The following is a 24,974-nucleotide window of genomic DNA, read 5'->3' on the forward strand; positions in this document are numbered from 1 at the left end:
GCATTTAGGAGGGGTCTTATGAAGGTTGGTAAAAAGTTTAAAAGTTTAGTATTGGTGGGTGCATTACTTGTTTCTTTACCGGTTACTGCTTTTGCCAAGGGTCCTGAAAAAAAGGTAATTGACTATGTAGCGCTAGGCGATTCGCTTGCTGCTGGGTTTACGCCTGATAATAAACCAGGCATAGGGTATCCAGTATATCTTAAAGAGCGTTTTGAACAATCGCAGTATACGGTTGGGTATAAAAATTTTGCGGTGCCAGGCTATACATCTGTGCACCTACTAAATGATGTCCTTGGTAGAGAGGATGTCCAGGCAAAAATTAAAGATGCAGAATTCATTACCATTGATATCGGTGGAAACGATATACTTGCAGCACTAAAGGAGGACCCTACTGGTAAAACCCAAATCGTACCAAGCGCAATTAAAAGCGCTGCGTTTAATATCTATACCATTTTACAAACCATTGGTACCATAAATCCAAACGCCAAAGTATATGTAATGGGTTATTACAACACATTCCCTTATTTACCTGCAGACCAGCAGGCAGTACTATTGTCCGTGTTGGATGTACTAAATTACAATATTGAACAAGTTACCAAGACAAACGGAGATACTTTTGTCCCTATCTCTAAGATCATCGCCAAAGATTACGAAACCTATCTGCCTAACCCTTCAAACATCCATTTAAGTGAAGAAGGGTACCAGATTGTCGCAAAGGAATTTTGGAAAGTCATTGATAAAAGCAAGAATAATTTGAAATAAAGTATGTACTGTAGTATTGAGGTAACGTTCCCTATCTTAGAATTAAAGGGGAAAGTTACTTCTTTTTTTGTCTTCGGAAATGTCGAAAGTTGCAAGTTTCCCAGGAAATATCATAGATTTTGGAGATTTACACGGTTTTTTTCGTAAAAAAGTCGTGCGCTAAATTTTTTCAAATGACAGTTATATGCACACTGCCCCATGCCTAGCAGTATGATAATAAAGAATATAAGAAAAACAGGGGGTGCCGCCTAATGTATCCTTTTACCAACTACCACGATGCTTTATATAGGCAGTCTAACAAATTTATCGATGACATTGAAAAAGCTATCAATGGTGAGTATAGTGCAATTGACTGCTATGCCAAGCTGGCGAATTTAGCTCCGAATCAGAAAGAACGGGAGCGAATTCTGGAGATTCGGCAGGATGAAATTAAACATTATCAACAGTTTGTCCAGATTTACCGCCAGCTGACAGGAAGGCTCCCACAGCCCAAAATTGTGGAGCAATGTCCTGGACATTATCGCCCAGGCTTGGAATTTGCACTTCAGGATGAGCAAAAAACGGTGGACTTTTATATGGAAATTGCCGACGTTGCAACGGATCAGTTCATAAAAGGTGCTTTTCGAAGAGCCGCAATAGATGAGCAAAATCATGCGGTTTGGTTTTTGTATTTTTTTTCAAAAGCAAAGTAACTGCTGTAAAAAAGCCCCTGTCTACTTGGTTATTCAAGCAGGCAAGGGCTTTTTAATTTTATAAGAAGATAGGAAAGCGGCCAGTTTCTTAGTCCCCGCCTCCGCCTGAATCATTACTGCCATCTGAATCTCCGCCTCCATAGGAATTATCATGATCGTTAGTCGCTTCATTGTATCGTTCTTGCTCATAAACTTGTTCGTTGTAATCAGAATTCCCTTTTTTCCCGACAGTAGGGAAGATTAAAAACGCCAATATGATTAATATGGTACCAAAAAACTCCTGAGTTACAAAAATAAGGTATATTCCGCCAGCTAAAAAAAGAACACCAACAATCCTTTGAATGAATCTAACACTTTTCAGAGACACTCCCCCTTGTTGAAAGCTATAGTAATAAATATTAGCGGTTAGGGACTTTTATACTTGGAAAAGGGGTGGAGGGCTTGTTGCTTTTTTACTACCCTCTCCTATAACAAAAACAGGGCTTGAACGTTTTGTTACATTTGGAGGAAGTGCTATTTCATATGAAAAATCTATGTATTACGGCGAAAAATTCCGCTCGTTAACCCCAAACCAGTTCTATCCTATTTTCCCGACCCGCCTTCATACCATTACAAACAATATATGAATTCTTCACCGACGGACAAGCTTTTTTGGGAGAACGGCAATTTTTGGAAAAAATATCCTGAAGCGAAGTTCTATGAGACAAACCAGATGTGGTTTAAGAAAAACAGTCCCATAGCGGAGTTCTATGGGACAAACAATCGGAGGTTTTAAGAAAAACAGTCCCATAGCGGAGTTCTATGAGACAAACCAAATGAGGTTTTAAGAAAAACAGTCCTATAGGGAAGTTCTATGGGACAAACCATATAAAGGTTTTAAGAAAAACAGTCCCATAGTAAGGTCCTATGGGACAAATCTAATAAGTTTTTAATTAGAACAGTCCCATAGCAGAAAATTCTATGGGACGAAGCCGGCTTGATTCTAACAACTTACCAATTTTTAAATAAACATCAGCAAACTCAGCGCCATGACGGCCATCCCGCCGATTAATCCGTAAATAGACAGATGGGCTTCGTCATATCTTTTTGCAGCAGGCAAAAGCTCATCAAGTGAAATAAACACCATAATACCTGCGACGGCTGCAAAAATAACCCCAAACATTACTTCATTTAGAAAAGGCATTAAAAAGAGATAAGCGACCAATGCGCCGATTGGTTCTGACAATCCGGACAAAAATGATAGTTTAAAAGCTCTTTTTTTATCACCAGTTGCAAAATATACAGGGACAGAAACGGCAATCCCCTCGGGAACGTTGTGAATCGCAATAGCTACGGCGATGGCGATTCCAAGCTTCGGGTCCTGCAGTGCAGAGGTAAAGGTGGCGATCCCTTCAGGAAAATTATGAATGCCGATGGCCAGTGCGGTAAACGTCCCCATTATTAAAAGGTCTGGCTGCTTATCTGTGCTGCCGGGGGACGACATATCTTCAACAGTTCGAAGTTCATGCGGATTGCTTTGCTTCGGGATAAATTTGTCGATGCCTGCAATCAAGAGCATTCCCGCGAAAAATCCGCCTGCGGTCAGCCAGTTTCCTGGAACAGTCCCCATCGAATGAACAAGCGCATCCTTTGCCTTAACATAAATCTCAATCATTGACACGTAAATCATAACCCCGGCAGAAAATCCTAGGGTAACAGAGAGAAATTTAGTATTCGTTTGCGATGTAAAAAACGCAAGAAGACTTCCAATCCCTGTTGCGAGCCCTGCAAATAATGTTAGGCCAAAAGCTAAAAGCAGATTCTCAGTCACCTTTATTTCACTTCCTTTATGGAATGGTATTAATCGAATACGACAGGTTTAATTATATTTTATATGTCTAGACACAGAAATGTTTCCTAAGAGAAACAAATTGATTGTTACAATCAGCGTAGAGCAGCCCCGCCGATTGCTTTTCCCACCCACCGCAAATTTGTTATCATGTTAGTGAGAATCACTGATCATCTTCTAAAAATTAAGCAGAACCACTTGGAGGTTTTTATGAAAAAGAATCCGTTAAAAGTCATGACGGTTTTTGGAACCAGGCCTGAAGCCATTAAAATGGCACCGCTTGTAAAAGAATTAGAAAAATACCCCGAAAAAATTAAATCAATTGTAACTGTGACAGCACAGCATCGTCAAATGCTAGACCAAGTGCTGCATATCTTTGAAATAGTACCAGATTATGATTTAAATATTATGAAGGAAAGACAAACGTTAGTGGACGTGACCACTCGAAGCCTTGAGGGGCTGACCCGGGTGTTCGCAGAGGCTAAGCCGGACATTGTATTAGTCCATGGTGATACGACTACAACCTTTGTGGCAAGTCTGGCGGCGTTTTACCAGCAGATTCCGGTTGGTCATGTGGAGGCAGGGCTTAGAACACACAACAAGTTCTCGCCGTACCCTGAAGAGATGAACCGGCAGCTGACGGGGGTTCTGGCTGATTTGCATTTTGCTCCAACCGTACAGGCGAAGGAAAATCTTTTAGTAGAAAGTAAATCGGAAGCTGACATTTTTATTACCGGTAATACAGCGATTGATGCTTTAAAAACAACAGTGAGGAATCAGTATTCGCATTCTGTTTTAGATAAGGTGGGCAATGACCGATTGGTGTTAATGACGGCGCACCGAAGGGAAAACCTAGGGGAACCTATGGAAAATATGTTCCGCGCAATTCGCCGGTTGGTGGAAAAGCATGAGGATATCCAGGTGGTATACCCTGTCCATATGAATCCGGTTGTACGGGAAATTGCCGACCGGGTGCTCGGGGACAATGGTCGCATTCACCTTATTGAACCACTAGATGTGATTGACTTCCATAACTTTGCCGAAAGGGCGTATCTCATTTTAACTGACTCGGGGGGCATCCAAGAAGAGGCGCCTTCGCTTGGAGTTCCAGTATTAGTGCTCCGGGACACTACAGAGCGCCCAGAAGGGATCATGGCAGGGACATTGAAGCTCGCAGGCACGAATGAAGAAACTATCTTTGAATTGGCGGATGAGCTATTGTCAGATCTGGCAGCCCACGACAAAATGGCCAAAGCCTACAACCCGTACGGCGACGGCCATGCCTCCAGCCGCATTGTCGACGCCATCCTCTACCACTTTGGTCAACTTGAGCAAAGGCCTGCCGATTTTAGAGGGAAATAACGCCGTTATCAATAATGTTGAATGAATGGTGTCAGGCACCATTCGTGGATATTTTGGGTGATTTGTCCGCCTAGGATGGCCAGTTTTACTGATTTTGGATAGAACTGTATGGATGGTTGCAATGCTTTAAAGTATAAAGGATTTTAATGCCCCTTCTGTCAAGTAGATTGGACAAGGGGCATTTATAATTAAAAGAAGATCAAATAGATTATGAGTCTGAAACGAGGGGATAAATCTTATGAAATTAAAGAAAATCCATCATGTAGCCATTATTTGTTCTAATTATGAAGTGTCAAAAGACTTTTATGTGCGAGTTCTGGGGTTGAAACCGATTAAGGAGGTTTATCGCACTGAGAGAGATTCTTATAAGCTGGATTTGGAAGTAGGAGGGCAATACCAAATTGAACTGTTTTCCTTTCCAGATCCACCTGAAAGACCAAGCTATCCAGAAGCAGCCGGATTAAGGCATATCGCCTTTGAAGTAGAAAACATAGAAGAAGCCGTCTCCTATCTAATGAAGCAGCAATTAACTCCCGAGCCCATCCGGATTGACCCTGTCACCAACAAAAAGTTCACCTTCTTCTCCGACCCGGACGGTCTGCCTATTGAACTTTACGAGTCTTAGAAATTGTAAATAGAGTTAACGGTGTCAGGCACCATGCGAAAATTTCACATGGTGCCTGACACCGTTAACTGCATCACTACGTCTTAAGTCCTAGAAATCTTCCGTTTGAGGTCTATGGTAAGCAGGAGTTTTTTAGTGTATTGTGGAAGTAAGTAAGTGGAAATTACTTTGTAGTGTAGCGGGCCAAAGCTCGCATTACCTGAACCATAATGCGATCCTATCTTAAAGAAATTGAAACATTCACTTGTATGGTTCGTATATATAGTAAGTTTCACTTCATAAGTTAGTTAGGAGTCGATTACCATGAACCCAATTGTGTCGTTACTGATTCGATCGTTTGTAGCTGTACCTGTCACGGTGTTAACAGGATTAGTCAGCTTTTTTATATTCGGGCAAAACTTCCTGCCGTCATTGGCGTATGCTATAGCAGGCGGGGTTGCCGTTCATTTTGTCCTTTCCATCGTCATGGACAGAAATTTTTATAAAAAACATCAACTGACTAGGAAGGAATATCGTTACATTAGGAAAAATTTAGCGGAAGCCAACAAAAAAATCCGCCGCCTTAATAAATCGTTATTTTCCATTCGCGATCTTTCGTCCGTAAAACAACGGATTGACATTCTCCGTATCACCAAGAAAATCCAAAAAATGGCCTTAAAGGAGCCAAAGCGATTTTACCAGGCGGAGCCGTTTTATTTTTCACACCTTGATTCCATTGTGGAGCTGACGGAAAAATACAGCTTCCTAGCCGCCCAGCCGAAAAAAAACCTGGAGATCAATCAATCCCTCATCGACACGCGGCAAACGCTGAATGAAATGACAAAGGTCTTGGAAGACGACCTGTACCGGGTAGTTTCCGATGATGTGGATTATTTAAATTTTGAAATTGATGTAGCAAAAAATACAATCAAAAAACAAAAGGATTTGAAATTTCCTGAAGAAAATAGGTGGTTAAAATGAGCGAAAACAATCCGATGTTGAATAAACAATCAGGTGATTTATTGAACGATATTTTGGCCAATCCATTTGGCGACGACCAATTTGAGCTTGAGCCAAAAAGGCAGCAATCACCGCAAACAGCGGAAGCAAAGCCTGTGAAATTAATTGAAGTGATTCCGGAAGAGCACCGGCAGCGGGCCTACCAGATTGCTGAGCAAATTGACCCGACCAATCATCAGGCGATGATCCAATACGGCACGCAAGCGCAAGGAAAGCTGCTCTCTTTCTCGCATACCATGCTTGAACATGTCCAGAAAAAAGATGTCGGTGAAATTGGGGATATCATCAACGATTTAATGAAACACTTAAATCAGGTAAATCCGGATGAATTAAAGGAAGGGAAGCCTTCCTTGTTTGCGCGGATGTTTGGAAAAATATCCGGCTCGCTCCAGGAGGCGCTTTCCAAATATCAGAAAACTGGTGCGCAAATTGACCGCATCAGCGTCAAGCTCGACCGCAGCAAGAACGTCCTATTATCTGATATTAAATTACTGGAACAGCTCTATGAAACCAATAAAGAATATTTTCATGCCCTTAATGTGTATATTGCCGCAGGGGAAATTAAGCTTGAAGAAATGCACGAAAAGATTATCCCAGAGCTGAAAAGGCAGGCGGAAGCATCACAAGACCAAATGAAGTTCCAAGAGGTCAGTGACATGATTCAATTTGCCGACCGTTTGGACAAACGCCTGTATGATTTGAAACTAAGCCGGGAAATCACCATTCAAAGTGCGCCGCAAATCCGCTTGATCCAAAATACGAACCAAGCGCTTGTAGAAAAAATTCAGTCGTCCATAGTCACGGCTATTCCGCTTTGGAAAAATCAAGTCGCGATTGCTTTGACGTTAATTCGTCAGCGGCACGCAGTAGAAGCACAAAAGCAGGTATCTAAAACGACCAATGAGCTGCTGTTGAAAAACGCGGAAATGTTAAAAACGAATACTATTGAAACGGCCAAAGAAAACGAGCGCGGCCTCGTGGATATTGAAACACTCAAGAAAACCCAGGAAAACCTAATCAGCACGTTAGAAGAAACATTGCGCATTCAAGAAGAAGGCCGCAACAAGCGCCGCCTCGCCGAACAAGACCTTGCATCCATGGAAAACGAACTCCGGCTCAAACTATTAGAAATCAAAGGAAAATAACAAAAAGCCCACGCCGTAAAAGCGGGGCTTTTTATTGTTGAGCTTATCGATTGACCAACTCGCAGATATAATCTCAAAACTCGCAGATATATTTGCAATACCCGCAGATATATCCTGAAAACTCGCAGATATAAATTTAAATGCAGGCAAAGTTGAGGAGGAAAATTTAAAATTTGCCGGTACCCGCCTACATTTGTAGAAAAAGCACCAGGAACTGCTCATCAAAATTCATCGATTAGTTGTTTTTTCAATCAAGCAATCCAATGAAAATAACCTTATTTACTAACCTGAACGACCTTGTAGTATTCCTCCAGAGTAATCCCGCGTTCCACAATCTGACCAGCGATTTTTTTGCCAACATAGCGGAGATGCCATGGCTCGTACTGGTAGCCGGTTATTGCTTCCTTTCCTTTCGGGTAGCGGATGATAAATCCGTAATCGGCCGCATGGGACTCGAGCCACTCAGCCTCGATACTGCCGCCAAAACAGTCCTCCGCAGCGCACGATCCATCACCGCCGGTTACATCGATTGCCAGCCCTGTTTCATGCTCGCTTGTGCCAGGTTTGGCGCTGTAATTTTGTGCAGCTTCATAGCCATCTTGGCTAACATAGTAATGAAATAAAATTTCCTGTGTGGCATGTGAGCGATAGGCTGAGACACCAAGCAGTTTCACTCCATCTTCCAAAGCACCTGCAAATAGCGCTTCGATTGCGGCGGCGGCCTGCGCGCGCATTTTTCGTTTATCCGACTTTTCCGCAAAAATAAACTCAATATCAGGTTCTACCAAATCATTCGGTTCATAATTCTCTGGAAGCTTGTTCTTCTTGTTAACCAGCACCGGAATACTCTCCGGATTGGCTACAACACTAATAGAATCAAGATTACTGCCGCCCATGTTCTTATTTACAGGAATGGCCGTATCGCCATCGTCAGGGGCAGTATCCTTCTTCCAAAGGGGGCCTGCGAGCATAGCTATCAATAAAATAAAACAGATGAGAACAAAATGAATTTTATTCATGAAAAACATCCTTTTAAAAAAATCACTCTTGTTCCTATCATCGACATGTTCATAAACTTTAAAACCTACAATCTATAAGTAAACCCAAAAATCAGAATTTTCCCAAGTCCTGTAAATTGAGAATCAAATCATACTGGGACTTTAGACCCTTTTATTTTGAAACTGAGTTTCTTATATTTAAAAAAAACACATAAATCGTACGAAATGGCAAACCTATTGAAAAATGGGGACGCAAAGCTATAGGGGCTAAAGTCTTCTGACGATGCTCGCCTGTTATCGAACACGAAACTCCCGCGATTTATGTATATGTTAAATTTGAGGAGGGCTTGTTGTGTTGAAAATGCTATTAAAAGGGAAATATTTTTATCATATCCTGCAACAGCGCCATAACGAACTGCTCCAGCAGGATTGCCTATGTGATGAACTACGAATCAAGTTAAAGGTAAAAGCTGTGTACCATAGCAGCAAGGCTGTGGAACTTGGAACAAGGATATCAACCAAAGTAGCGCCAGGACTATGAAGTCCTGGCGCCGCTTTTTTGAAAAACACCCAGTATTAGTGAGACATTACCTCGCTGCCGTCATCGTTACCGTCTTTCGTTACCTTCAGAGCTCCAACAGCTCCTTTAGTGGCATGGTTGAATTGGTGGGTAACAAATGGGTAGCTGCCTTCCTCGGTAACGGTGAATTCTACAACCGCCCCTCCGCTAGCAGGAAGCATAATCGTTTGCATACCTTTCATATGGTTATAAGGATTCCCATCGACATACACATCATCAAACATGGTTCCTACTACGTGGAAGCTAGAAACTTCATTTGGACCGACATTTAGAACATAGAATCTAACTTTCTCGCCGACTTTCGCAAGCAGCGGGTGATCTGATAAGGCGCCAACTGTTCCGTTCGTATTCATATCGCCATCTTTTAAAGCCTTTGTAGAAAAGACAACGTATTTTGGAACGCCGTTTGTCATATCATCCATGTCATTGTATTTATACCATTCATTTTGAATGACAACGTATTCACGATCAACTTTAGAATCGGTTGGATAGCCATTCTTAGGTTTTACAATAATCATCCCGTGCATTCCGTTCGCAATGTGTCCAAGTACTGGCTTTGTACCGCAGTGATACATGAATACTCCAGGGTTGTTAGCAGGGTAGCTAAATGTGCCGGTTTTGTCAGGCATGACATTCGCAAAATTTTTAGATGGTGCTGTATGGACAGCGTGGAAGTCCATGCTGTGTGGGATTGCTGGATCCATATTTTTTAGGGTGAAATTAATTTTATCGCCTTCATTGACAACAATCACTGGGCCAGGGGCTTCACCGTTAAACGTCCAAGCCTTATACATATCACCTTTAGCAAGTTCAATATCTGTAATTTGTGAGGTCATTTCGACATTTACTTCGTGTTCGCCAATTCTTTGTATTTTCACGGGAGTTGGTTTTTGATTCAGATGTTCATGAGGGGCAAAAACTTGTGTGTCCTTCTTAGTTGGTGCTTGAGCTTCAACCTTTTTATCAACAGAAAGGTTATCCACATTTCCACAGGCACTTAACAACATGACAGATGTAGCCATAACTGCTGCAATCTTTGTCAACCTTCTCATCCTAATTCCCTCCACTATAACTCCTAAATTTTAATTTTTTTATTGTTTACACCTTTATTTTAATTTTTTAGAAAACTATCCTAGTGACGCAGGTCACTGAAAAGCAGGGGGTTGGTGAACACTTTGTGAACTGGTGAGCAATCTATTGTAAGTACCGTGAGAACGGTAATAATGGTGATAAATCCTTAAAAATTGGGCTATTCTATTAATAAATAAGGGGGCTGACATAATGAAAAAAAACACAGATCAAACAAGTGAAGGTTTGAATCAAATTATTGAAATTATGAACGCAAATGGGGATGTTGGTGAGTTGGAAGAGATTGTAGAAAAATATAAGCAAGATGAAGCCTCACAATCAGAAAAGGACCTATAACAATAGGTTCCTTTATTTGCAGTTGTGGAGAATTTTCTGAAAAATGTGGATAATCAACACCGCTTTGTGGATAACCAACCTGATATAAAAATAAATGTAGAACAATCTACGTTTAATGTTCATAACTTTGTGGGTATTCAAACTATTTTGTTAACAATTACGTAAACCTTGTGGATAACCCTGTAAAAAATCTAGGAAAACAGTTTGATATTTAGAAGTGTCAGGCACCATGTGAAAATTTCACATGGTGCCTGACACCAAAGGCTTGTTTAGAGCCCTTTCTAGAGTGGACAACCTTCCTCTACTTGCACTTAAGAATACATTATTACTAGTTCTAACTGAAAACGGACGGGTATTTTTTAGGTGATGAGGAAGGGGAATAGTCAGCTGTGAGAATTTTAATAGTCGGAACAGGTTATGTTGGGACGACTACTGGACTAATTTTTTGCGAAATGGGTCACCAAGTAACCGGATTAGACGTTGATGAACAGAAACTCAAAGCTTTGCATGCTGGTAAATTACATTTCTATGAACCAGGACTTGAGGAGCTGCTATCGAAGCATGTTCAAGCAGGGAATATCCTTTTTACAAATAATACGAATAAAGCCATCAAAAAGAATGACGTTATTTTCATCTGTGTCGGTACTCCAAAGCAGGAAGATGGAAGCGCTGATCTTACCTATGTAAAAAATGTTGCCCAATCCATCGGGAAGCATATGAAAGAGTATAAAGTTGTCGTAACAAAGAGTACTGTGCCGGTGGGGACAGCACAATTAGTGACAGAGTGGATAAAATCCTGCCAAAAGGAGCCCATACCATTTGATGTCGTTTCTAACCCCGAATTCCTGCGTGAAGGTTCAGCGCTCTATGATGCCCTAAATCCTGATCGAATTGTCATCGGTACAACAAGTAAAAAAGCCAGGGGGATCATGAGGGAATTGTATCAGGGCTTCCAATGCCCAATCATTGAAACGAATCCAAAATCCTCTGAATTGATAAAATATGCTGCCAATTCTTTTCTAGCAATGAAAATTTCCTATATCAATGAGCTAGCGAGACTTTGCGACCGTCTGGGCATTAATGTCGACGATGTATCACAGGGAATTGGACTTGATCAGCGGATTGGCCCTCACTTTCTAAAGGCGGGTATGGGTTACGGCGGCTCATGCTTTCCGAAGGATGTGAACGCCCTGCTGCAAACAGCGAATGCCAATGGAATTCCGCTAACTATTTTAGAGAGGGTAGTGCAGGTTAATGCAGAACAATCTCTTTATCTTTTGGATAAAATCAAACAGGGACTTGGAAGCAATTTAGCAGGGAAAACCGTCGCTGTTCTTGGATTATCCTTTAAGGCTAATACGGATGATACCAGAGAATCACCAAGTCTGGTGTTAATCGATCATTTATTAAAAGAACGAGCCAATATTAAAATGCACGACCCTATAGTCAAACTTGAAGAAGGGACCACGGGTTTGCCAATCGGTCCACACTGCCAGCAGCTGCAAACAGTAGCAGAAACGGTGTCAGGCACCGACGCTGTCATTCTTTGCACCGATTGGGATGAATACAAACAACTCGACTGGATGGCCATCCAACTACTAATGAAACAACCATATATCTTTGACGGAAGAAACATGGTCGACAAGGCAGTTGTCGAAGCATTAGGGTTCCACTATACTGGATTTGCAAATCATTAGAGGAAATAGGAATTGTTTTTTGGTGTCAGTTTTTGGTGTCAGGCACCATGTGAAATTTTCACATGGTGCCTGACACCATTTATGGACATTTGTCCATTCCAGGTGGACAGTCATCAGATTTCAAGCAGTATAAAGGATTTTTATTACCCGAGTGAGGTCAGTAAAGTGGGGCCCCGGTAAAAAGAATTTGTGTTCTATTGCCCGGGTGATGTCAAGAATAGAATTCAACGGTAAAAAGAAGCAGTTTATATTGCCCGGGCGGTGTAACGAAGAGGATTCAAGGGTAAAAAGAAGTGAGTTTTATTGCCTGAGCAGGGTACAAAAGAAGGCCGCTGGTAAAAACAAGTTCTAAAAAGCAGAGCAAATAAAAAAGGGAACTTCCCTTCTCTATAGGGACACTCCCAATCCAACATTTTTACTACTCATATCGAAAAGATTTTTTCCCTATCCAATACCGAAACGCCCCATCAACATGTTCCTCATATTGAATCTCTTCTCTATCAAAGGCTTTCAATAGACTGTCCTGGGCAAGCTCCTGTTTCACATCCAATTCGATAAGCAATTTTTTCAGCAGCAAGGTGTCCGCCTGCTTATTCTCAGATAGATATGTAAGAATGTCCAATCGATGTTGCATCACGTCGATGAAATCAAGCTTATGTTTTTCAAAACCTGAGGGGGCGCTCAAATCATCCGCCTTCTTAACTAAGGATGCCTGCTTTAACACATCGGATTCGAGGTCACCACTAGTTTTCTCGGCAAAATCATTAAAAAGTTTCAAGCTCTTTCTATTATATTGCTGCTCTTTCGTTAAATAGCTGCTAATTTTTGTTTGGGACGGAGTTGAAAAATACAAAGCAGCAATCGAAATGACTACCAGAAACAAAACTAGTCCAATAGAAAAATAAACACGGTTTTTAGAGGCTGGTAATTCAGTCCTAGGAAAATTCATATCACTACCATGATTATATGAACCTATTGCCTTTAACTCATCTAATTCTTGTTTCACCTTTTGCTGGGAAGGAGTCAACATAGGAGCACTCCCTATCTACTCAATTAATGGAAATTAATAATATATTACTACAAAACAAGACAAAAGCACCATTTATTTATGGGGATATTTTGAAAAAACAATAACCAAAAGTCATAGTGATAAGTATAAATACAAAATTGTTTATTATTTCACAATCTTGTGATATATTTAAAATATAAAAATAATCGACAAATACTTACACGAAGGGAAGGTTAGATTTGAGAAAGCAACATGTAAATATGCAAATTTTGATTAATAACAATAAAAAGGAGATTCTTTCAAATAAGAAGGAGCTAGCGAGGATCGAAAAGAAGATTGACGAAAAACATAATAAAGAACTGCAATTAACTAAATAAAGGGAAATTATTGTAATTCCCAACAAAAAGGAAACCAGTCTACAACAACTTAGGTTTCCTTTTTGTTTTTTTTAAACATCATCCGTGCTTATCTCAGCTGAGTCTTTTTATTGTAAAGTTTTCGTAAACCTGTCTCTTTTTAGGTATTTAGTCGGATGGGCGTGGATGGAAATAGTGCTAAATATTGTAGATTAAGCAAAAAATATACACTAAAATATAGGTGGATAGGCCAATTCTAGGGGGGTCCAAGGGGAAAGTTTAACACACGAAAACATAGAACCTTCTTAATAAGAAGTTTGGAACGTCTATTTGTCTATACGTCTAAAACCCCTGGTAAAAAACCTAATAGAGGAGGAATGAGTCCGGTTTTACAATCTTTATAGAAAACAGGAGGGAAGAGGATGAGGTTTTTCAAAAAACAATTGTTTATTTTCACTGCTATTTTCACACTGCTTGCAAGCTACGTGTTACCTTACCTTCACCATGCGAGCGCCGCTGAAAACTACATAACCGTAGCCCAAGCGATTGCGAACAACTCTGGAACAGCGACAGTGAAGGGGTATATTGTAGCCCACGCAACAGGTACTAAATCATATAACTTTAATTCACCATTTAAGGATGACTATAATTTTGCAATTGCCGACAGTCCAACGGAAAAAGATACGACAAAACTTCTTCCGGTACAATTAACATCCGGATATCGGGCACAATTTGGACTTATGACCAACCCTGGAAATATTGGAAAACAGGTTTTAGTAACCGGCTCACTGGAAACTTACTTTACCGTGCCGGGATTAAAATCACCGAGCGCCATTAGCTTCACGGAAGGCAGCGATCCTGGTGACCCAGGGGATCCGGGTGACCCGCCGCCAGTCCCAACCGATGGCATCAAAATCAGTGCCATCCAAGGTGAAACCCATGACTCACCGTATAAGGGACAAAATGTCACAGGTGTCACTGGTGTAGTCACATTTGTTAAAGACGGCAGCAATTTCTATATTCAGGATCCAAATCCTGATAACAACCCGAAAACATCTGAAGGAATTCTCGTTTACAAAAAGACCCACGGTGTCAAAGTTGGTGACCTTGTATCCGTCAATGGTCTTGTAAAAGAGTGGATTCTCGAAGGCTACAGCGACATGCTGCAAACAGACCTAGCTACCACAGAAATAGATGCAAATACGGGCAGCGTTACAGTCCATAAAAGCGGCCAAGAACTGCCGCCAGCACTCGTTATTGGAAAAGACATCCAAATTCCAGCTCAAGTTGTAGATAATGATAAGTTCGCCAACTTCGATCCTGAAGAAGATGGCATTGATTTTTATGAAAGCATTGAAGGAATGCGGGTAGCAGTGGAAAATCCAACAGCTGTCGCTCCTCAAAAATACGGTGAAATTCCGGTCATCGCCGGGAAAGTGGAAGGCAAGACCTACACGACACCGGGCGGAGTACCAATTACGAAGGAAAACATGAATCCTGAACGGATTCATCTGTTATTCGGCGACCGAAATTTTGTTTCAAAAACAGGCGATCGCTTTGACGGTACAGTAACAGGTGTCATTACCTATACGTTTCAAAACTATAAACTATTAACCAATAAGGCAGACCTTCCGCCATTGGTCGAAAGCGATTATAAGCAGGAAGTTACAGACCTTGTAAAAAATGAGGACAAGCTGACGGTTGCCAGCTACAATATGGAAAACTATACAAAGGCAGATACGGCTAAAACAGACAAAATCGCTAAGTCTATCATTCAAAACTTAAACACCCCAGATATCGTTGGGCTTGTGGAAGTCCAGGATAATAACGGCGAATCGTCTGGAGGGACCGACGCATCGCAAAACTACCAAGCTTTGATTGATGCGATTAAAGCTAACGGCGGTCCAGCCTATAACTGGACGGATATTGCACCAGTCGAAAATCAAGACGGCGGGGCGCCAAACGGCAACATCCGTGTCGGATTCATCTATAATCCGGATCGCGTCAGCTTAAAGCCTGGCACAAAAGGAACAGCAACACAGGCTGTCGGCTACGAAAACGATTCGTTAACTCTAAACCCTGGCAGAATTGATCCAACAAATGAGGCATTTCAATCGAGCCGTAAACCATTGGCCGCTGAGTTCACCTTTAATGGTGAAGATGTTATTGTTATTGCTAATCATTTTAACTCAAAGGGCGGCGATCAGCCGATTTTTGGGAAAAATCAGCCTCCTACACTTGGCAGTGAAACTCAAAGAATGAAGATTGCCGGCGTAGTGAACAACTTTATCCAAGATGTAAAAAGTAAAAACACGGATGCCAACATTGTTGTTCTCGGCGATTTGAATGACTTTGAATTCTCTAATCCGCTTACGAAACTAAAAGGAAATGAATTAACAAACTTAATCGAAAAAGTTCCGGCAACAGAGAGATTTACTTATAACTATCAAGGAAACTCACAGGTGCTTGATCATATGCTTGTTTCCAACAACCTGGCCGATCGTTCGGAAATCGATATCGTCCACATCAACTCCCCGTTTGTTGAGGCACATGGGCGAGTCAGTGACCATGATCCGGTTATGGCACAGATTGACCTGAAGGGCGAAGTGATACCGCCAGGACCAAAAGCAATTGACCTGACTATCATGCACGTGAACGATTCTCATGCCAATGTGGAAAAATATCCGAAGCTGACAACGGCTGTAAAAGAAGTACGTGCAGTAAAGCCTAAAGCCTTGCTAGTGGATGCAGGCGATGTATTCTCTGGTACGCTTTACTTCAATCAATACCTTGGAAAAGCCGATTTATGGTTCATGAATAATCTTAAATATGATGCAATGACATTTGGAAACCATGAATTTGACAAAGACTCAAATGTCCTGGCTGACTTTATCAAAGACATGAAATTCCCGATGGTATCGGCAAATGTAAATGTAACGAAGGACCCTGTTCTAGGGGCATTGTTCAAAAATGAAATCAGTGCAGCACCTGAAGGCGGCAATATTTATCTTGCTATCATTAAAGAGGTAGACGGTGAAAAAGTTGGTATATTTGGCTTAACAACCGAGGATACTTCTTTTCTTGCTAACCCTTCAAAAGATGTTGTTTTTGAAAATGCTGTTGAAAAAGCAAAAGCAACTGTTGCTTCACTAAAAGAACAAGGCATTAACAAAATTGTTGTCCTATCCCACTTAGGCTATGGTCCAGACCAAGAGCTGGCTAAGGCAGTGGACGGCATTGACGTTATTGTCGGCGGACATACCCATACGAAGCTGGAAAAACCAGTCGTGATGGAAAAAGCAGAACCAACAGTCATTGTCCAGGCAAACGAATATCTGAACTATTTAGGGGTTCTAGATGTTAGCTTTGACGAAAACGGTGTAGTCACAGCCCAAGACGGCAAGCTTCTTAACTTTAATACTAACGAATATGCCGCAGACGAAGAGGCATTAGCAAAAGTAAATGAATTAAAGGTTCCGTTAGATGAACTGAAAAAGACAGTTGTAGGTTCTACAGATGTATTCCTTGACGGCGAACGAAACAATGTCCGCTACAAAGAAACCAACCTTGGCAACCTGATTGCCGATTCAATGGCTCAAAGAGCTAACGAAATTTTGAAAAATAACACTACAATTGCGATGCAAAATGGCGGCGGTATTCGTGCTTCGATTCCACAGGGCGATGTTACTCTAGGCCATATTCATACGGTAATGCCATTCGCTAACTTACTCGTGACGCTTGATCTGACAGGACAAGAAATTTGGGATGCCCTTGAGCACAGTGTCAGTAGGGTAGAAAGCGGCGCGGGCCAGTTCATGCAGGTATCCGGGCTGCAATTTAAGTACGATCCGAATAAGCAAGCCTATGACAGAGTCTGGGAAGTAAATGTAAAAACAGCTGACGGCTATGAGCCAATCGACTTGAAGAAGACATACTCTGTTGCGACCAATGCCTTCGTAGCTGACGGCGGCGACGGCTTCACAATGTTCAAGAAGGCAAAAGATGATGGACGCATTCATGAATTGCTTATTGTCGACTATGAGATTTTAACTGATTATATTAGAACTAATAGCCCAGTTGCACCAAAAGTGGAAGAACGAATTATTGCAGCTGACGAAATCAAAACTGGCTGGGTTGAGATCAATGGCACATGGTACTACCTTGATGAAAAAGGTAATAAGGTTACTGGATGGCTTGAGTTAGATGGCAAGACCTATTATCTCGATTCAACAACAGGGGCAAGGCAAACAGGCAATATTGTCATCGACGGTGTCAGCTATTCCTTTGATGCTAATGGGGTTGTAAAGGACGGCTGGCAGGATAAAGACGGTAAACGCTATTACGTTGATGCCGATGGAAATAGGCTAACAGGTTTCGCCAAAGTAGAAGGCAAAAATTATTACTTTAACAACAAGGGTGAAATGCAAACCGGCTGGACTAAAGTGAAAGGTAAAGACTACTATGCTAATTCAGACGGTGAATTGCAGACGAACTGGCAGGAAATAGACGGCAAACGCTACTATTTTGACGAAAACGGAATTATGCAGACCGGCTGGTTAGAGCTTTCAGGTAAACATTATTACCTGGACAATAAAGGCGTAATGCAAACCGGCTGGGTGAAGATTAAGGGTCAATGGTACCTCTTTGACGAAAACGGAGTGCTGCAAGCAGAGACTCCAAAAGGTAACGGAAAAGCTGTTTAGACTCTAGTAAACCATTTGAATTGAGAGAGGTGTCCTGAAATAGGGCCCTTTTTTTGGTCGTTAAACCCCGAAAATCTATCATTTTAGCAGTGATAATATGTAAAAAAATAGCGAAATTTTTGATGTGAAAATAGTGTTACAAATTTTACGATTGTGTTATCTTTGAAATAAATGGAAACATGTGAGGGGTGTCAATGGTGTTAAAACGCATTGTTATTAGTTTAATAGTTTTATTTTTAACCTTTATGTCCTTTCCGCAAGCGCAACAGGCAGAGGCAAGTACAAAACAGCAATTAATTATCATTAATAAAAAGATTAATAAACTTGCATTCTATGAAAATGGTAAATTAGTAAAAACATACTCAGTGGCAACAGGAAGAACGCCAGGCTTAACCCCAGAAGGAGAATTTAAAATTGTCAATAAGATCGTCAATCGTCCCTACTATACAGGTGGGATTAAAGGCGGCGACCCGCGAAATCCATTAGGAAATCGCTGGATGGGTTTAAATGCAAGGGGAACATGGGGGACAACTTACGCCATTCACGGTAATAATAATGAGAGCTCGATTGGGAAATACATATCTGGCGGATGTATCAGGATGCATAACAAGGAGGTTCGTGAATTATTTTCAAAGGTAAACCTTGGGACGAAAGTCAGAATCACGACTTCCAAAAAAACATTTAATCAGCTGGCCGCTTCATATTTTAAAAATATTGATATTAAAGCTCCAGCAGTATCGAAAGTCAATACCGTTTCTGACAAGTCAATATATGTAACTGGAAAAACAGAAGCCAAAGCAACAGTAACCGTTGTAATTGGTTCAAAGAAATATAGCAAAACTGCAGATACGAAAGGGAATTTTAAAATTAAAATTCCAAAGCAAAAAGCTGGTAAAAAAGTTACCGTTACAGCTAAGGACAAAGCAGGAAACGTAAGTAAACCCAAAAGTGTAACAGTTCTAGACAAAACAGCTCCATCTTTATCTGTTAAGTCAATTTCAGATAAAGATAACAAAGTGTCTGTAAAAACAGAAGCAAAAGCAAATGTAACAGTTTCAATCGGAAAGTGGACAAAGAATACCCAAGCTAAATCAAATGGATATTTCAATGTAACACTGTCTAATAAACAAAAAGCAGGTACAAAAATTACAATCGTTTCAAAGGATAAAGCGGGTAATAAAGCCACTAGAAGTGTAACTGTTATTGACAAAACAGCACCATCTGTTTCTATTGAGCCAGTTTCAGATCAATCGACAGGAGTTACTATAAAAACAGAAGCAGGAGCATCTGTTAATGTGACTATTGGTTCTAAGAGTTACCCAGCAAAATCTGTTGATTCGAAAGGAACTTACAAAGCTGTGATACCAATGCAAAAAGCCGAATCAACTATTAAGGTAAGCGTTAAGGATAAAGCAGGAAATTTAACAGTGAAAACTGTAAAAGTCGCTGACAAAACCGCTCCTGAGGCACCACAGGTAACCTCTGCTACAACAACTGAGGTAAAAGGAACAGCAGAAGCTGGATCGATAATCACCGTTTTTGCAAGCGGCAAAGCAATTGCAACAGGTAAAACAGCAGCGGATCGTAACTTCATTGTGGAAATTAAGGATGTGGAGGCTGGAACTGTTATCACCGTTACAGCAACCGATAAGGCCGGAAATGTAAGTGAACAAAGTGAATCAAAAACAATTGAAGCGGCAGCTGAAGAGGTAACAAACTAAACCTATCAAAACCCCTGCCCTAGGGCCGATTATGGATCCTGGCAGGGGACTTTTTTTAGGCAATTTTCAATAAGAATAAATTTTTTACCATCTGCCGCAACAAATGTTGAACATGCTAGAATGTAAATTAATAGAATTCCAATTTACTAGTATCATAACGGGGGAGTACAAGTGGGGCCAAAATCGATATGGTCATTTATCCTATTTTTTCTATGCATAATATGTATGACATCACCTGCAATGGCGAATGAAGTTACAATCCAGTCTAAACAAATTAATCCTGATACTCTATTTAAGGATAAGAAGGAATTTGTTGAGCAAGAGTTGATTGTTAAATTTAAACCAGAAACAACTTCAGCGGAACGCTCAAGTATTCTCAAAGAAGCAAACGCCCAAGAGGATTCACAATTATTGAACGGCGACTTTTCCATTGTTAAAGTGCCTAGCGGAGCGGAGTTGAAAAACATCGCTAAAACGCTATTAACTAATAAACAGGTTGCTTTGGTAGAGCCAAACTATAAATTCACCAAAACCTATATACCTAATGAGCCAAACTATTCAAAGCAATGGTATCTGGATAAAATTCAAGCGCCAAAAGCTTGGGATAAAACAAAGGGTTCATCCGCCATCACGGTTGCGGTAATTGATGACGGTGTTCAGCAGACTCATCCGGATCTGAAGGGGAAAATTGTTAAACCCTACAATGCTGTGACCGGTGGTTCCTCATATCCTGCACAATTGCACGCAACCCATGTCGCCGGAATTATCGCAGCAAGCTTTAATAAAACAGGAATTGCAGGGATTGCTCCAAACATTAAAATCATGCCCATCAATGTTTTTACGGGTGAACAAGCTACAGCTGAATCCATCGTGAGAGCAATCAAATATGCAGCCGACCATCGTGCAGATATTATTAATATGAGTTTGGGAAGTTACAGATACAGCGACACTATCGAAACGGCTGTTAAGTATGCAAAATCCAAAGGCGTTTTACTAATTGCTGCTGCTGGTAATGATGGCAGTTATTTACCTGTCTATCCAGCTGCCAGCGAAGCTGTTTTAGGGGTAAGCGCTACGACAAACGGAGATCAGATTGCTTATTTTTCCAATCGCGGCAAATATATTGATCTCGCAGCACCTGGAGTTAATATTTTTTCTACCGTGACGGGAAATTCCTTTGCTTATGAAAGCGGGACGTCTATGGCAGCACCGGTTGTGTCAGGAGTCGCGGCACTTGTCCGCTCGAGAAATCCATTTTTAAGTCCTGGACAAGTAGAAGGCATTTTAAGAAAATCCACTGTTGACCTTGGAACAAAAGGATGGGACTCCTTCTACGGTTATGGAAGAATCGATGCTGATAAGGCGGTTTCGAACACTCCAGTACCAATTTCCAGCATAACCGTACCAAAGACGTATACAATGAAGGGTACAAATAAATCGGCGATTTCCTTTAAAACAGCTGGGAATGGCAAGATTTCTTTAACTGTCAAAAATTCAAAGGGTACAACCATACGAAAGGTCGTCACTAATAAAGCTACTGCCAGCACGAAATTCACTCTCTATTGGGACGGAAAAAACGACAATAAAAAGTTTGTACCATCAGGAACCTACAAGGTAGAAGTAAAAGTGACAAACGGCAAGGCTTCAGTTTACAAAAGTGCAAGCCTTAAAGTCGTCAATCATACAAAAGCTGCTATATTGGTGTCAGGCACCTATACCTTCTCACCAAAAGCAAGCACGAAAATTACCATTCCTTACGAGTTAACGCAAAAAGTGAAGGTAAATGCTGTGATCAAAGATCAATCTGGAAAAAACGTGAACACGATTCTAAATAAGAAATCGTTAGCAGCGGGTAAGCATCACATTGTGTGGAATGGCATGAGTGCAAAAGGGAAAACGGTGAAAGATGGAGTATATAGCTTAGTTATGTCTTTTATTGACAGCCATAATAAAGCAGGAGCATCCAAGAAGGTTCAAATCAAGGTGGATACCGTTCGTCCTGGGGCAAAGCTTACGCTAAGCTCAACCTTATTTAAGATGGATAATAAGACGAACCATGCTGCTAAAATAGAATTAAAAGAAGCCTCAAGTCTGATCGTTTATGTAAAAAATGACAAGGGAACAATCATCAAAAAATTACTGAACAAACAATCTAAACCAGGTACTGTTAACGTCAGTTGGAATGGGAAAAACGATAAAGGTACACTAGTACCAGAAGGGAAATACTACTATTTTGTTCAGGCGAAAGACATTGCTGGGAACACAACGACAATGAGCAGCTTGCGTTTTTCACTGCAGGATTGGCGGATCCCGACGATTCAGGCCGATAAGGACTTTTATGTAAAAACAAACACACCACTGACTATTGAATATCAGCTGCTTAAGCCTGGAAAGGTGACGGTGGGTATTTATCAAGGTAACAACCTTATGAAGAATATCAAAGTGGATGCAGCCGAATCAGCGGGGAAAAATAGTTTCCAGTGGGATGGAACAAATGAAAAGCTTGAACCAGTTCCGGACGGGGATTACCAGTTTAAAATTGAAGTGACCGATAAATATAGTCTTTCTCAAACTTTTAAAGGAAATGTTCTTGTCGAATTAGCAAAAATAGTCATCAGTTATCCTTCAATTGTAACACTGAACGTACATTCCACTATTGCCAGTGAGGTCTATTATCATTTGTCTAATCCAGGGAATGTGACAATAGAAATCTTTAATCAGAGTAATGAAAAGGTGCAAACCATCAAGAAGGATGAGCCTATGAACGCTGGCAATCAATACTTCCGCTGGGATGGAAAAAATGAAAATGGGAATGAGGAGTATGATGACTTTTATTATTTTGTAATTACAGGGGAAAATGCCATTGGACAGAAATTTAGTGTTAAGGGAAAAATGAGCTCCAGCGACAACCCATCCTGGCTAAATTCTCATGGGGTTTCATTTAATAATGTATCTGAATCCAGATTTTATCATGATAGCATGAGCTTGAACATTGACACATCACAACAGGTAACAATGATACTTTATGTGTATGAGGACGATTCTGGAAGCACACAGCTTGATCTAATGAAATACACTTTAAAACCAGGGGTCAATACGATTACCTATACAAAACCCACTACAGACTATTTATTCTATGTTATTAAATATCAAGATGGATTAGGAAACAAATATTGGTACCAAATTGATGAATGGGACTTTTTCTAAAAATAAAAACTCTGCCTAACTAAATGTAAGGCAGAGTTTTTATTTCATTATTTAACGTCTAATTGTGCTGTTAATTCATCATGCAATCGCTGCTTTTCTGCATCGTCAACGATGTAGTAATAAATCCCGTTGATTTTTGAGCCGCTTCCTTTAATAGTCATTTGTTCTACACTGCCGGCAGCGCTCTTATAGTTCTTTTGAATATTCATCATTTGATCAAACGTTAGGTTCGTTCTTACATTATTGCCAAGTGCGGCAAAAATACTTTGATATTTGGTTAATGAGGAAAGGCTTGCCCCTTCTCTTAAAACACCTTGAATAATTTCACGCTGGCGGTGCTGGCGGCCGAAGTCACCTGAAGGGTCCTGTTTTCTCATGCGGGTATAGGCTAAAGCTTTTTTACCATCCAAAGTGACTTCCCCTTTAGGGAAATGGTAACCGCCTTGAGAGAAATCTAAATCGTTGTTAACGGTAATACCGCCAACTGCATCAACGATATCCTTGAAACCTTCCATGTTCACTTTAATATAATAATCAATCGGAATGTCCAAGAAATGTTCCACTGTATTCATCGACATTTCTTCATTACCAAAGGCATAGGCATGGTTAATTTTATCCATCGTCCCTTTGCCGACAATTTCAGTACGGGTATCACGTGGAATACTTAACATTTTAACTGAATTTAATTTAGGATTAATAGTCAATACAATCATCGTATCTGAACGGCCTTTGTCACCTTTACGCTGGTCAACACCTAAAAGCAGTACAGAAAAAGGCTGCTTATTTTGTAAAGATACCTCTTCGGTACGTTTATCAGACTTTCGATCTATAGGTTGGTGCATCGTATCAACTGCATTTGTTAGTGATCTATAGACTGAAAAGGCATAACCTCCGATTCCGATTACGAGTAATAAAATTATAATTCCAGTAACACGAAGCCATGTTCTTTTCTTCTTTTTTTCAGACCTCATTTATTTTTTCCTCCAAAATAAAATGTCAAACACATGTAATAGAATAGCAGATTTCGTCGAAGTTTCATACATATATTTGAAAAAGTGCTAAAAAATTATTGGAGGAACTGGAAAAGTTTTTTTGACTTTCGATAAAAAGATATAGGGCTTTAGACATTTTATATAATCATTTCAAAACCTATAATAGTAAAATCTATATAAATATATGGTTTTTTTTGCTAGAATAATAGAAAAATGTAAACTTGTAAAATAAGGGTGGGGAATAGGTGAAGGTTGGACACTTTTTTAAAGGGAATCTTTATGATAAAAAGCCATTTATGCAGACGATTATCAGAAGAAATATTCCGTATAATCAATAGGTGATTATGATTTGGCTGCGATTGTTTATAAACATCATAATGCCAAGACAGTTCCTGCGAAAGTCGTAGGGAAAGGGAATACGAAATATCACATAAACGGTCTCGGGAAAATTACATATGCAGAGATTTATACAGGGAAGAAGTTATTCAAAATCCAACAATTTTATCCCTCAAGTAATATTAATACTGCAAATAAACATATAAAATACAGTTTTGACATAAATAGTGATAAGACGATTAAGCACGCAGTTAAGCTTGATTAAAAAACTCAAAAAGTTACCAGCCATTATATATATTACCCTAAAACGGTATTTGGACATCATGGAAATAATATTCAGTATATATATGAGCTTAATTCCTCAGGTTATGTAGTAAAGGCAGCGAAGAAAGCACAGGAAACAAAACAAATTCTTTCATGGTATGAGTATTATCCAAAAACGGTTTATGGTACCCATGGTAAGAACATTAAATTTATCTATAACCTGAATGTCTTTGGTTATATAAAGAAAGGAACCTTAAGAGAAAAGGGGACGAA

20 protein-coding genes and 1 riboswitch are annotated in these 24,974 nt (G+C 40.4%); of the genes, 14 read left to right on the forward strand and 6 right to left on the reverse strand.

What is annotated here, in order from left to right; translation table 11 throughout:
- Positions 1–18 precede the first annotated feature (18 nt).
- Positions 19–762: an SGNH/GDSL hydrolase family protein gene (locus IE222_RS04785; protein WP_191270266.1), complete on the forward strand. Its 744-nt coding sequence runs from the start codon at positions 19–21 to the stop codon at positions 760–762.
- Positions 763–1,013: 251 nt separating this feature from the next.
- A complete protein-coding gene (locus tag IE222_RS04790) occupies positions 1,014–1,454 on the forward strand; it encodes a ferritin-like domain-containing protein (RefSeq protein WP_191270268.1) in 441 nt (146 codons plus the stop codon).
- Positions 1,455–1,542: 88 nt separating this feature from the next.
- Here the strand turns inward: IE222_RS04790 and IE222_RS04795 are convergent, their stop codons facing one another.
- Positions 1,543–1,821: a hypothetical protein gene (locus IE222_RS04795; RefSeq protein WP_191270270.1), complete on the reverse strand. Its 279-nt coding sequence runs from the start codon at positions 1,819–1,821 to the stop codon at positions 1,543–1,545.
- Between the two features lie 633 nt (positions 1,822–2,454).
- Positions 2,455–3,264, reverse strand: coding sequence for a zinc transporter ZupT (zupT, locus tag IE222_RS04800; protein ID WP_191270271.1), 810 nt, complete (start codon positions 3,262–3,264; stop codon positions 2,455–2,457).
- 228 nt (positions 3,265–3,492) lie between these two features.
- Here zupT and wecB point away from each other — a divergent pair, with 228 nt between their 5' ends.
- The 4 genes from wecB to IE222_RS04820 all read left to right on the forward strand — a co-directional run bounded on the left by wecB (position 3,493) and on the right by IE222_RS04820 (position 7,413).
- Entirely contained in the window at positions 3,493–4,644 is a 1,152-nt protein-coding gene (gene wecB, locus IE222_RS04805) for a non-hydrolyzing UDP-N-acetylglucosamine 2-epimerase (RefSeq protein WP_191270855.1), read from the forward strand.
- 238 nt (positions 4,645–4,882) lie between these two features.
- The gene (gene gloA2 / locus IE222_RS04810; RefSeq protein WP_191270273.1) at positions 4,883–5,269 is read left to right on the forward strand and encodes an SMU1112c/YaeR family gloxylase I-like metalloprotein; all 387 of its coding nucleotides are present in this window, start codon (positions 4,883–4,885) and stop codon (positions 5,267–5,269) included.
- Positions 5,270–5,572: 303 nt separating this feature from the next.
- Positions 5,573–6,229 (forward strand): 5-bromo-4-chloroindolyl phosphate hydrolysis family protein, encoded by a 657-nt coding sequence (locus IE222_RS04815; protein ID WP_191270275.1) that lies wholly within the window; start codon positions 5,573–5,575, stop codon positions 6,227–6,229.
- Positions 6,226–7,413, forward strand: a complete 1,188-nt coding sequence (locus IE222_RS04820; RefSeq protein ID WP_191270277.1) for a toxic anion resistance protein — start codon at positions 6,226–6,228, stop codon at positions 7,411–7,413. Before IE222_RS04815 ends, IE222_RS04820 begins: the two co-directional genes overlap by 4 nt.
- A 275-nt stretch (positions 7,414–7,688) precedes the next feature.
- Here the strand turns inward: IE222_RS04820 and IE222_RS04825 are convergent, their stop codons facing one another.
- Positions 7,689–8,384, reverse strand: a complete 696-nt coding sequence (locus IE222_RS04825) for a M15 family metallopeptidase (RefSeq protein WP_370465013.1) — start codon at positions 8,382–8,384, stop codon at positions 7,689–7,691.
- A gap of 244 nt (positions 8,385–8,628) precedes the next feature.
- Positions 8,629–8,713, forward strand: a riboswitch (cyclic di-GMP riboswitch).
- Positions 8,714–8,763: 50 nt separating this feature from the next.
- Here IE222_RS04825 and IE222_RS04830 point away from each other — a divergent pair.
- Entirely contained in the window at positions 8,764–8,952 is a 189-nt protein-coding gene (locus tag IE222_RS04830) for a hypothetical protein (protein WP_191270281.1), read from the forward strand.
- Positions 8,953–8,987: 35 nt separating this feature from the next.
- On the opposite strand, the gene IE222_RS04835 is transcribed toward IE222_RS04830, so the two are convergent.
- On the reverse strand, positions 8,988–10,043 hold the full coding sequence (locus IE222_RS04835; protein ID WP_191270283.1) for a multicopper oxidase domain-containing protein: 1,056 nt from the start codon (positions 10,041–10,043) through the stop codon (positions 8,988–8,990).
- A 229-nt stretch (positions 10,044–10,272) separates the two neighbouring features.
- On the opposite strand from IE222_RS04835, the gene IE222_RS04840 reads away from it, so the two are divergent.
- Both IE222_RS04840 and IE222_RS04845 read left to right on the forward strand, forming a co-directional pair.
- Positions 10,273–10,416: a hypothetical protein gene (locus IE222_RS04840; RefSeq protein ID WP_191270285.1), complete on the forward strand. Its 144-nt coding sequence runs from the start codon at positions 10,273–10,275 to the stop codon at positions 10,414–10,416.
- A gap of 389 nt (positions 10,417–10,805) precedes the next feature.
- Positions 10,806–12,113 carry a UDP-glucose dehydrogenase family protein gene (locus IE222_RS04845; RefSeq protein WP_191270286.1) on the forward strand — a complete coding sequence of 436 codons (1,308 nt, stop codon included), beginning with the start codon at positions 10,806–10,808 and terminating at the stop codon, positions 12,111–12,113.
- 418 nt (positions 12,114–12,531) lie between these two features.
- On the opposite strand, the gene IE222_RS04850 is transcribed toward IE222_RS04845, so the two are convergent.
- The gene (locus IE222_RS04850; RefSeq protein WP_223282580.1) at positions 12,532–13,143 is read right to left on the reverse strand and encodes a hypothetical protein; all 612 of its coding nucleotides are present in this window, start codon (positions 13,141–13,143) and stop codon (positions 12,532–12,534) included.
- A gap of 218 nt (positions 13,144–13,361) precedes the next feature.
- On the opposite strand from IE222_RS04850, the gene IE222_RS04855 reads away from it, so the two are divergent.
- The 4 genes from IE222_RS04855 to IE222_RS04870 all read left to right on the forward strand — a co-directional run bounded on the left by IE222_RS04855 (position 13,362) and on the right by IE222_RS04870 (position 23,109).
- Complete coding sequence (locus IE222_RS04855) at positions 13,362–13,499, forward strand: FbpB family small basic protein (protein WP_191270290.1); 138 nt, start codon at positions 13,362–13,364, stop codon at positions 13,497–13,499.
- A 401-nt stretch (positions 13,500–13,900) separates the two neighbouring features.
- Positions 13,901–18,181: a 5'-nucleotidase C-terminal domain-containing protein gene (locus IE222_RS04860; protein WP_191270292.1), complete on the forward strand. Its 4,281-nt coding sequence runs from the start codon at positions 13,901–13,903 to the stop codon at positions 18,179–18,181.
- A gap of 194 nt (positions 18,182–18,375) precedes the next feature.
- Complete coding sequence (locus IE222_RS04865; protein WP_191270294.1) at positions 18,376–19,902, forward strand: Ig-like domain-containing protein; 1,527 nt, start codon at positions 18,376–18,378, stop codon at positions 19,900–19,902.
- Between the two features lie 171 nt (positions 19,903–20,073).
- Positions 20,074–23,109 (forward strand): S8 family serine peptidase, encoded by a 3,036-nt coding sequence (locus IE222_RS04870; protein WP_191270296.1) that lies wholly within the window; start codon positions 20,074–20,076, stop codon positions 23,107–23,109.
- A gap of 47 nt (positions 23,110–23,156) precedes the next feature.
- On the opposite strand, the gene tagU is transcribed toward IE222_RS04870, so the two are convergent.
- A complete protein-coding gene (tagU, locus tag IE222_RS04875) occupies positions 23,157–24,080 on the reverse strand; it encodes a polyisoprenyl-teichoic acid--peptidoglycan teichoic acid transferase TagU (RefSeq protein WP_191270298.1) in 924 nt (307 codons plus the stop codon).
- Positions 24,081–24,450: 370 nt separating this feature from the next.
- Here tagU and IE222_RS04880 point away from each other — a divergent pair, with 370 nt between their 5' ends.
- Complete coding sequence (locus tag IE222_RS04880; RefSeq protein ID WP_191270300.1) at positions 24,451–24,702, forward strand: hypothetical protein; 252 nt, start codon at positions 24,451–24,453, stop codon at positions 24,700–24,702.
- The last annotated feature ends 272 nt before the right edge of the window (positions 24,703–24,974 follow it).

The sequence above is a fragment of the Neobacillus kokaensis genome (assembly GCF_014656545.1).
Taxonomy (GTDB): Bacteria; Bacillota; Bacilli; order Bacillales; family Cytobacillaceae; genus Neobacillus; species Neobacillus kokaensis.

Excerpts from the sequence above, each read along its gene's own strand:
- IE222_RS04785 (WP_191270266.1), top strand. The coding sequence starts at position 19 with ATGAAGGTTGGTAAAAAGTTTAAAAGTTTAGTATTGGTGGGTGCATTA.
- IE222_RS04790 (WP_191270268.1), top strand. The coding sequence starts at position 1,014 with ATGTATCCTTTTACCAACTACCACGATGCTTTATATAGGCAGTCTAAC.
- wecB (WP_191270855.1), top strand. The coding sequence starts at position 3,493 with ATGAAAAAGAATCCGTTAAAAGTCATGACGGTTTTTGGAACCAGGCCT.
- gloA2 (WP_191270273.1), top strand. The coding sequence starts at position 4,883 with ATGAAATTAAAGAAAATCCATCATGTAGCCATTATTTGTTCTAATTAT.
- IE222_RS04815 (WP_191270275.1), top strand. The coding sequence starts at position 5,573 with ATGAACCCAATTGTGTCGTTACTGATTCGATCGTTTGTAGCTGTACCT.
- IE222_RS04820 (WP_191270277.1), top strand. The coding sequence starts at position 6,226 with ATGAGCGAAAACAATCCGATGTTGAATAAACAATCAGGTGATTTATTG.
- IE222_RS04825 (WP_370465013.1), bottom strand. The coding sequence starts at position 8,384 with ATGCTCGCAGGCCCCCTTTGGAAGAAGGATACTGCCCCTGACGATGGC.
- IE222_RS04835 (WP_191270283.1), bottom strand. The coding sequence starts at position 10,043 with ATGAGAAGGTTGACAAAGATTGCAGCAGTTATGGCTACATCTGTCATG.
- IE222_RS04840 (WP_191270285.1), top strand. The coding sequence starts at position 10,273 with ATGAAAAAAAACACAGATCAAACAAGTGAAGGTTTGAATCAAATTATT.
- IE222_RS04850 (WP_223282580.1), bottom strand. The coding sequence starts at position 13,143 with ATGTTGACTCCTTCCCAGCAAAAGGTGAAACAAGAATTAGATGAGTTA.
- IE222_RS04860 (WP_191270292.1), top strand. The coding sequence starts at position 13,901 with ATGAGGTTTTTCAAAAAACAATTGTTTATTTTCACTGCTATTTTCACA.
- IE222_RS04865 (WP_191270294.1), top strand. The coding sequence starts at position 18,376 with ATGGTGTTAAAACGCATTGTTATTAGTTTAATAGTTTTATTTTTAACC.
- tagU (WP_191270298.1), bottom strand. The coding sequence starts at position 24,080 with ATGAGGTCTGAAAAAAAGAAGAAAAGAACATGGCTTCGTGTTACTGGA.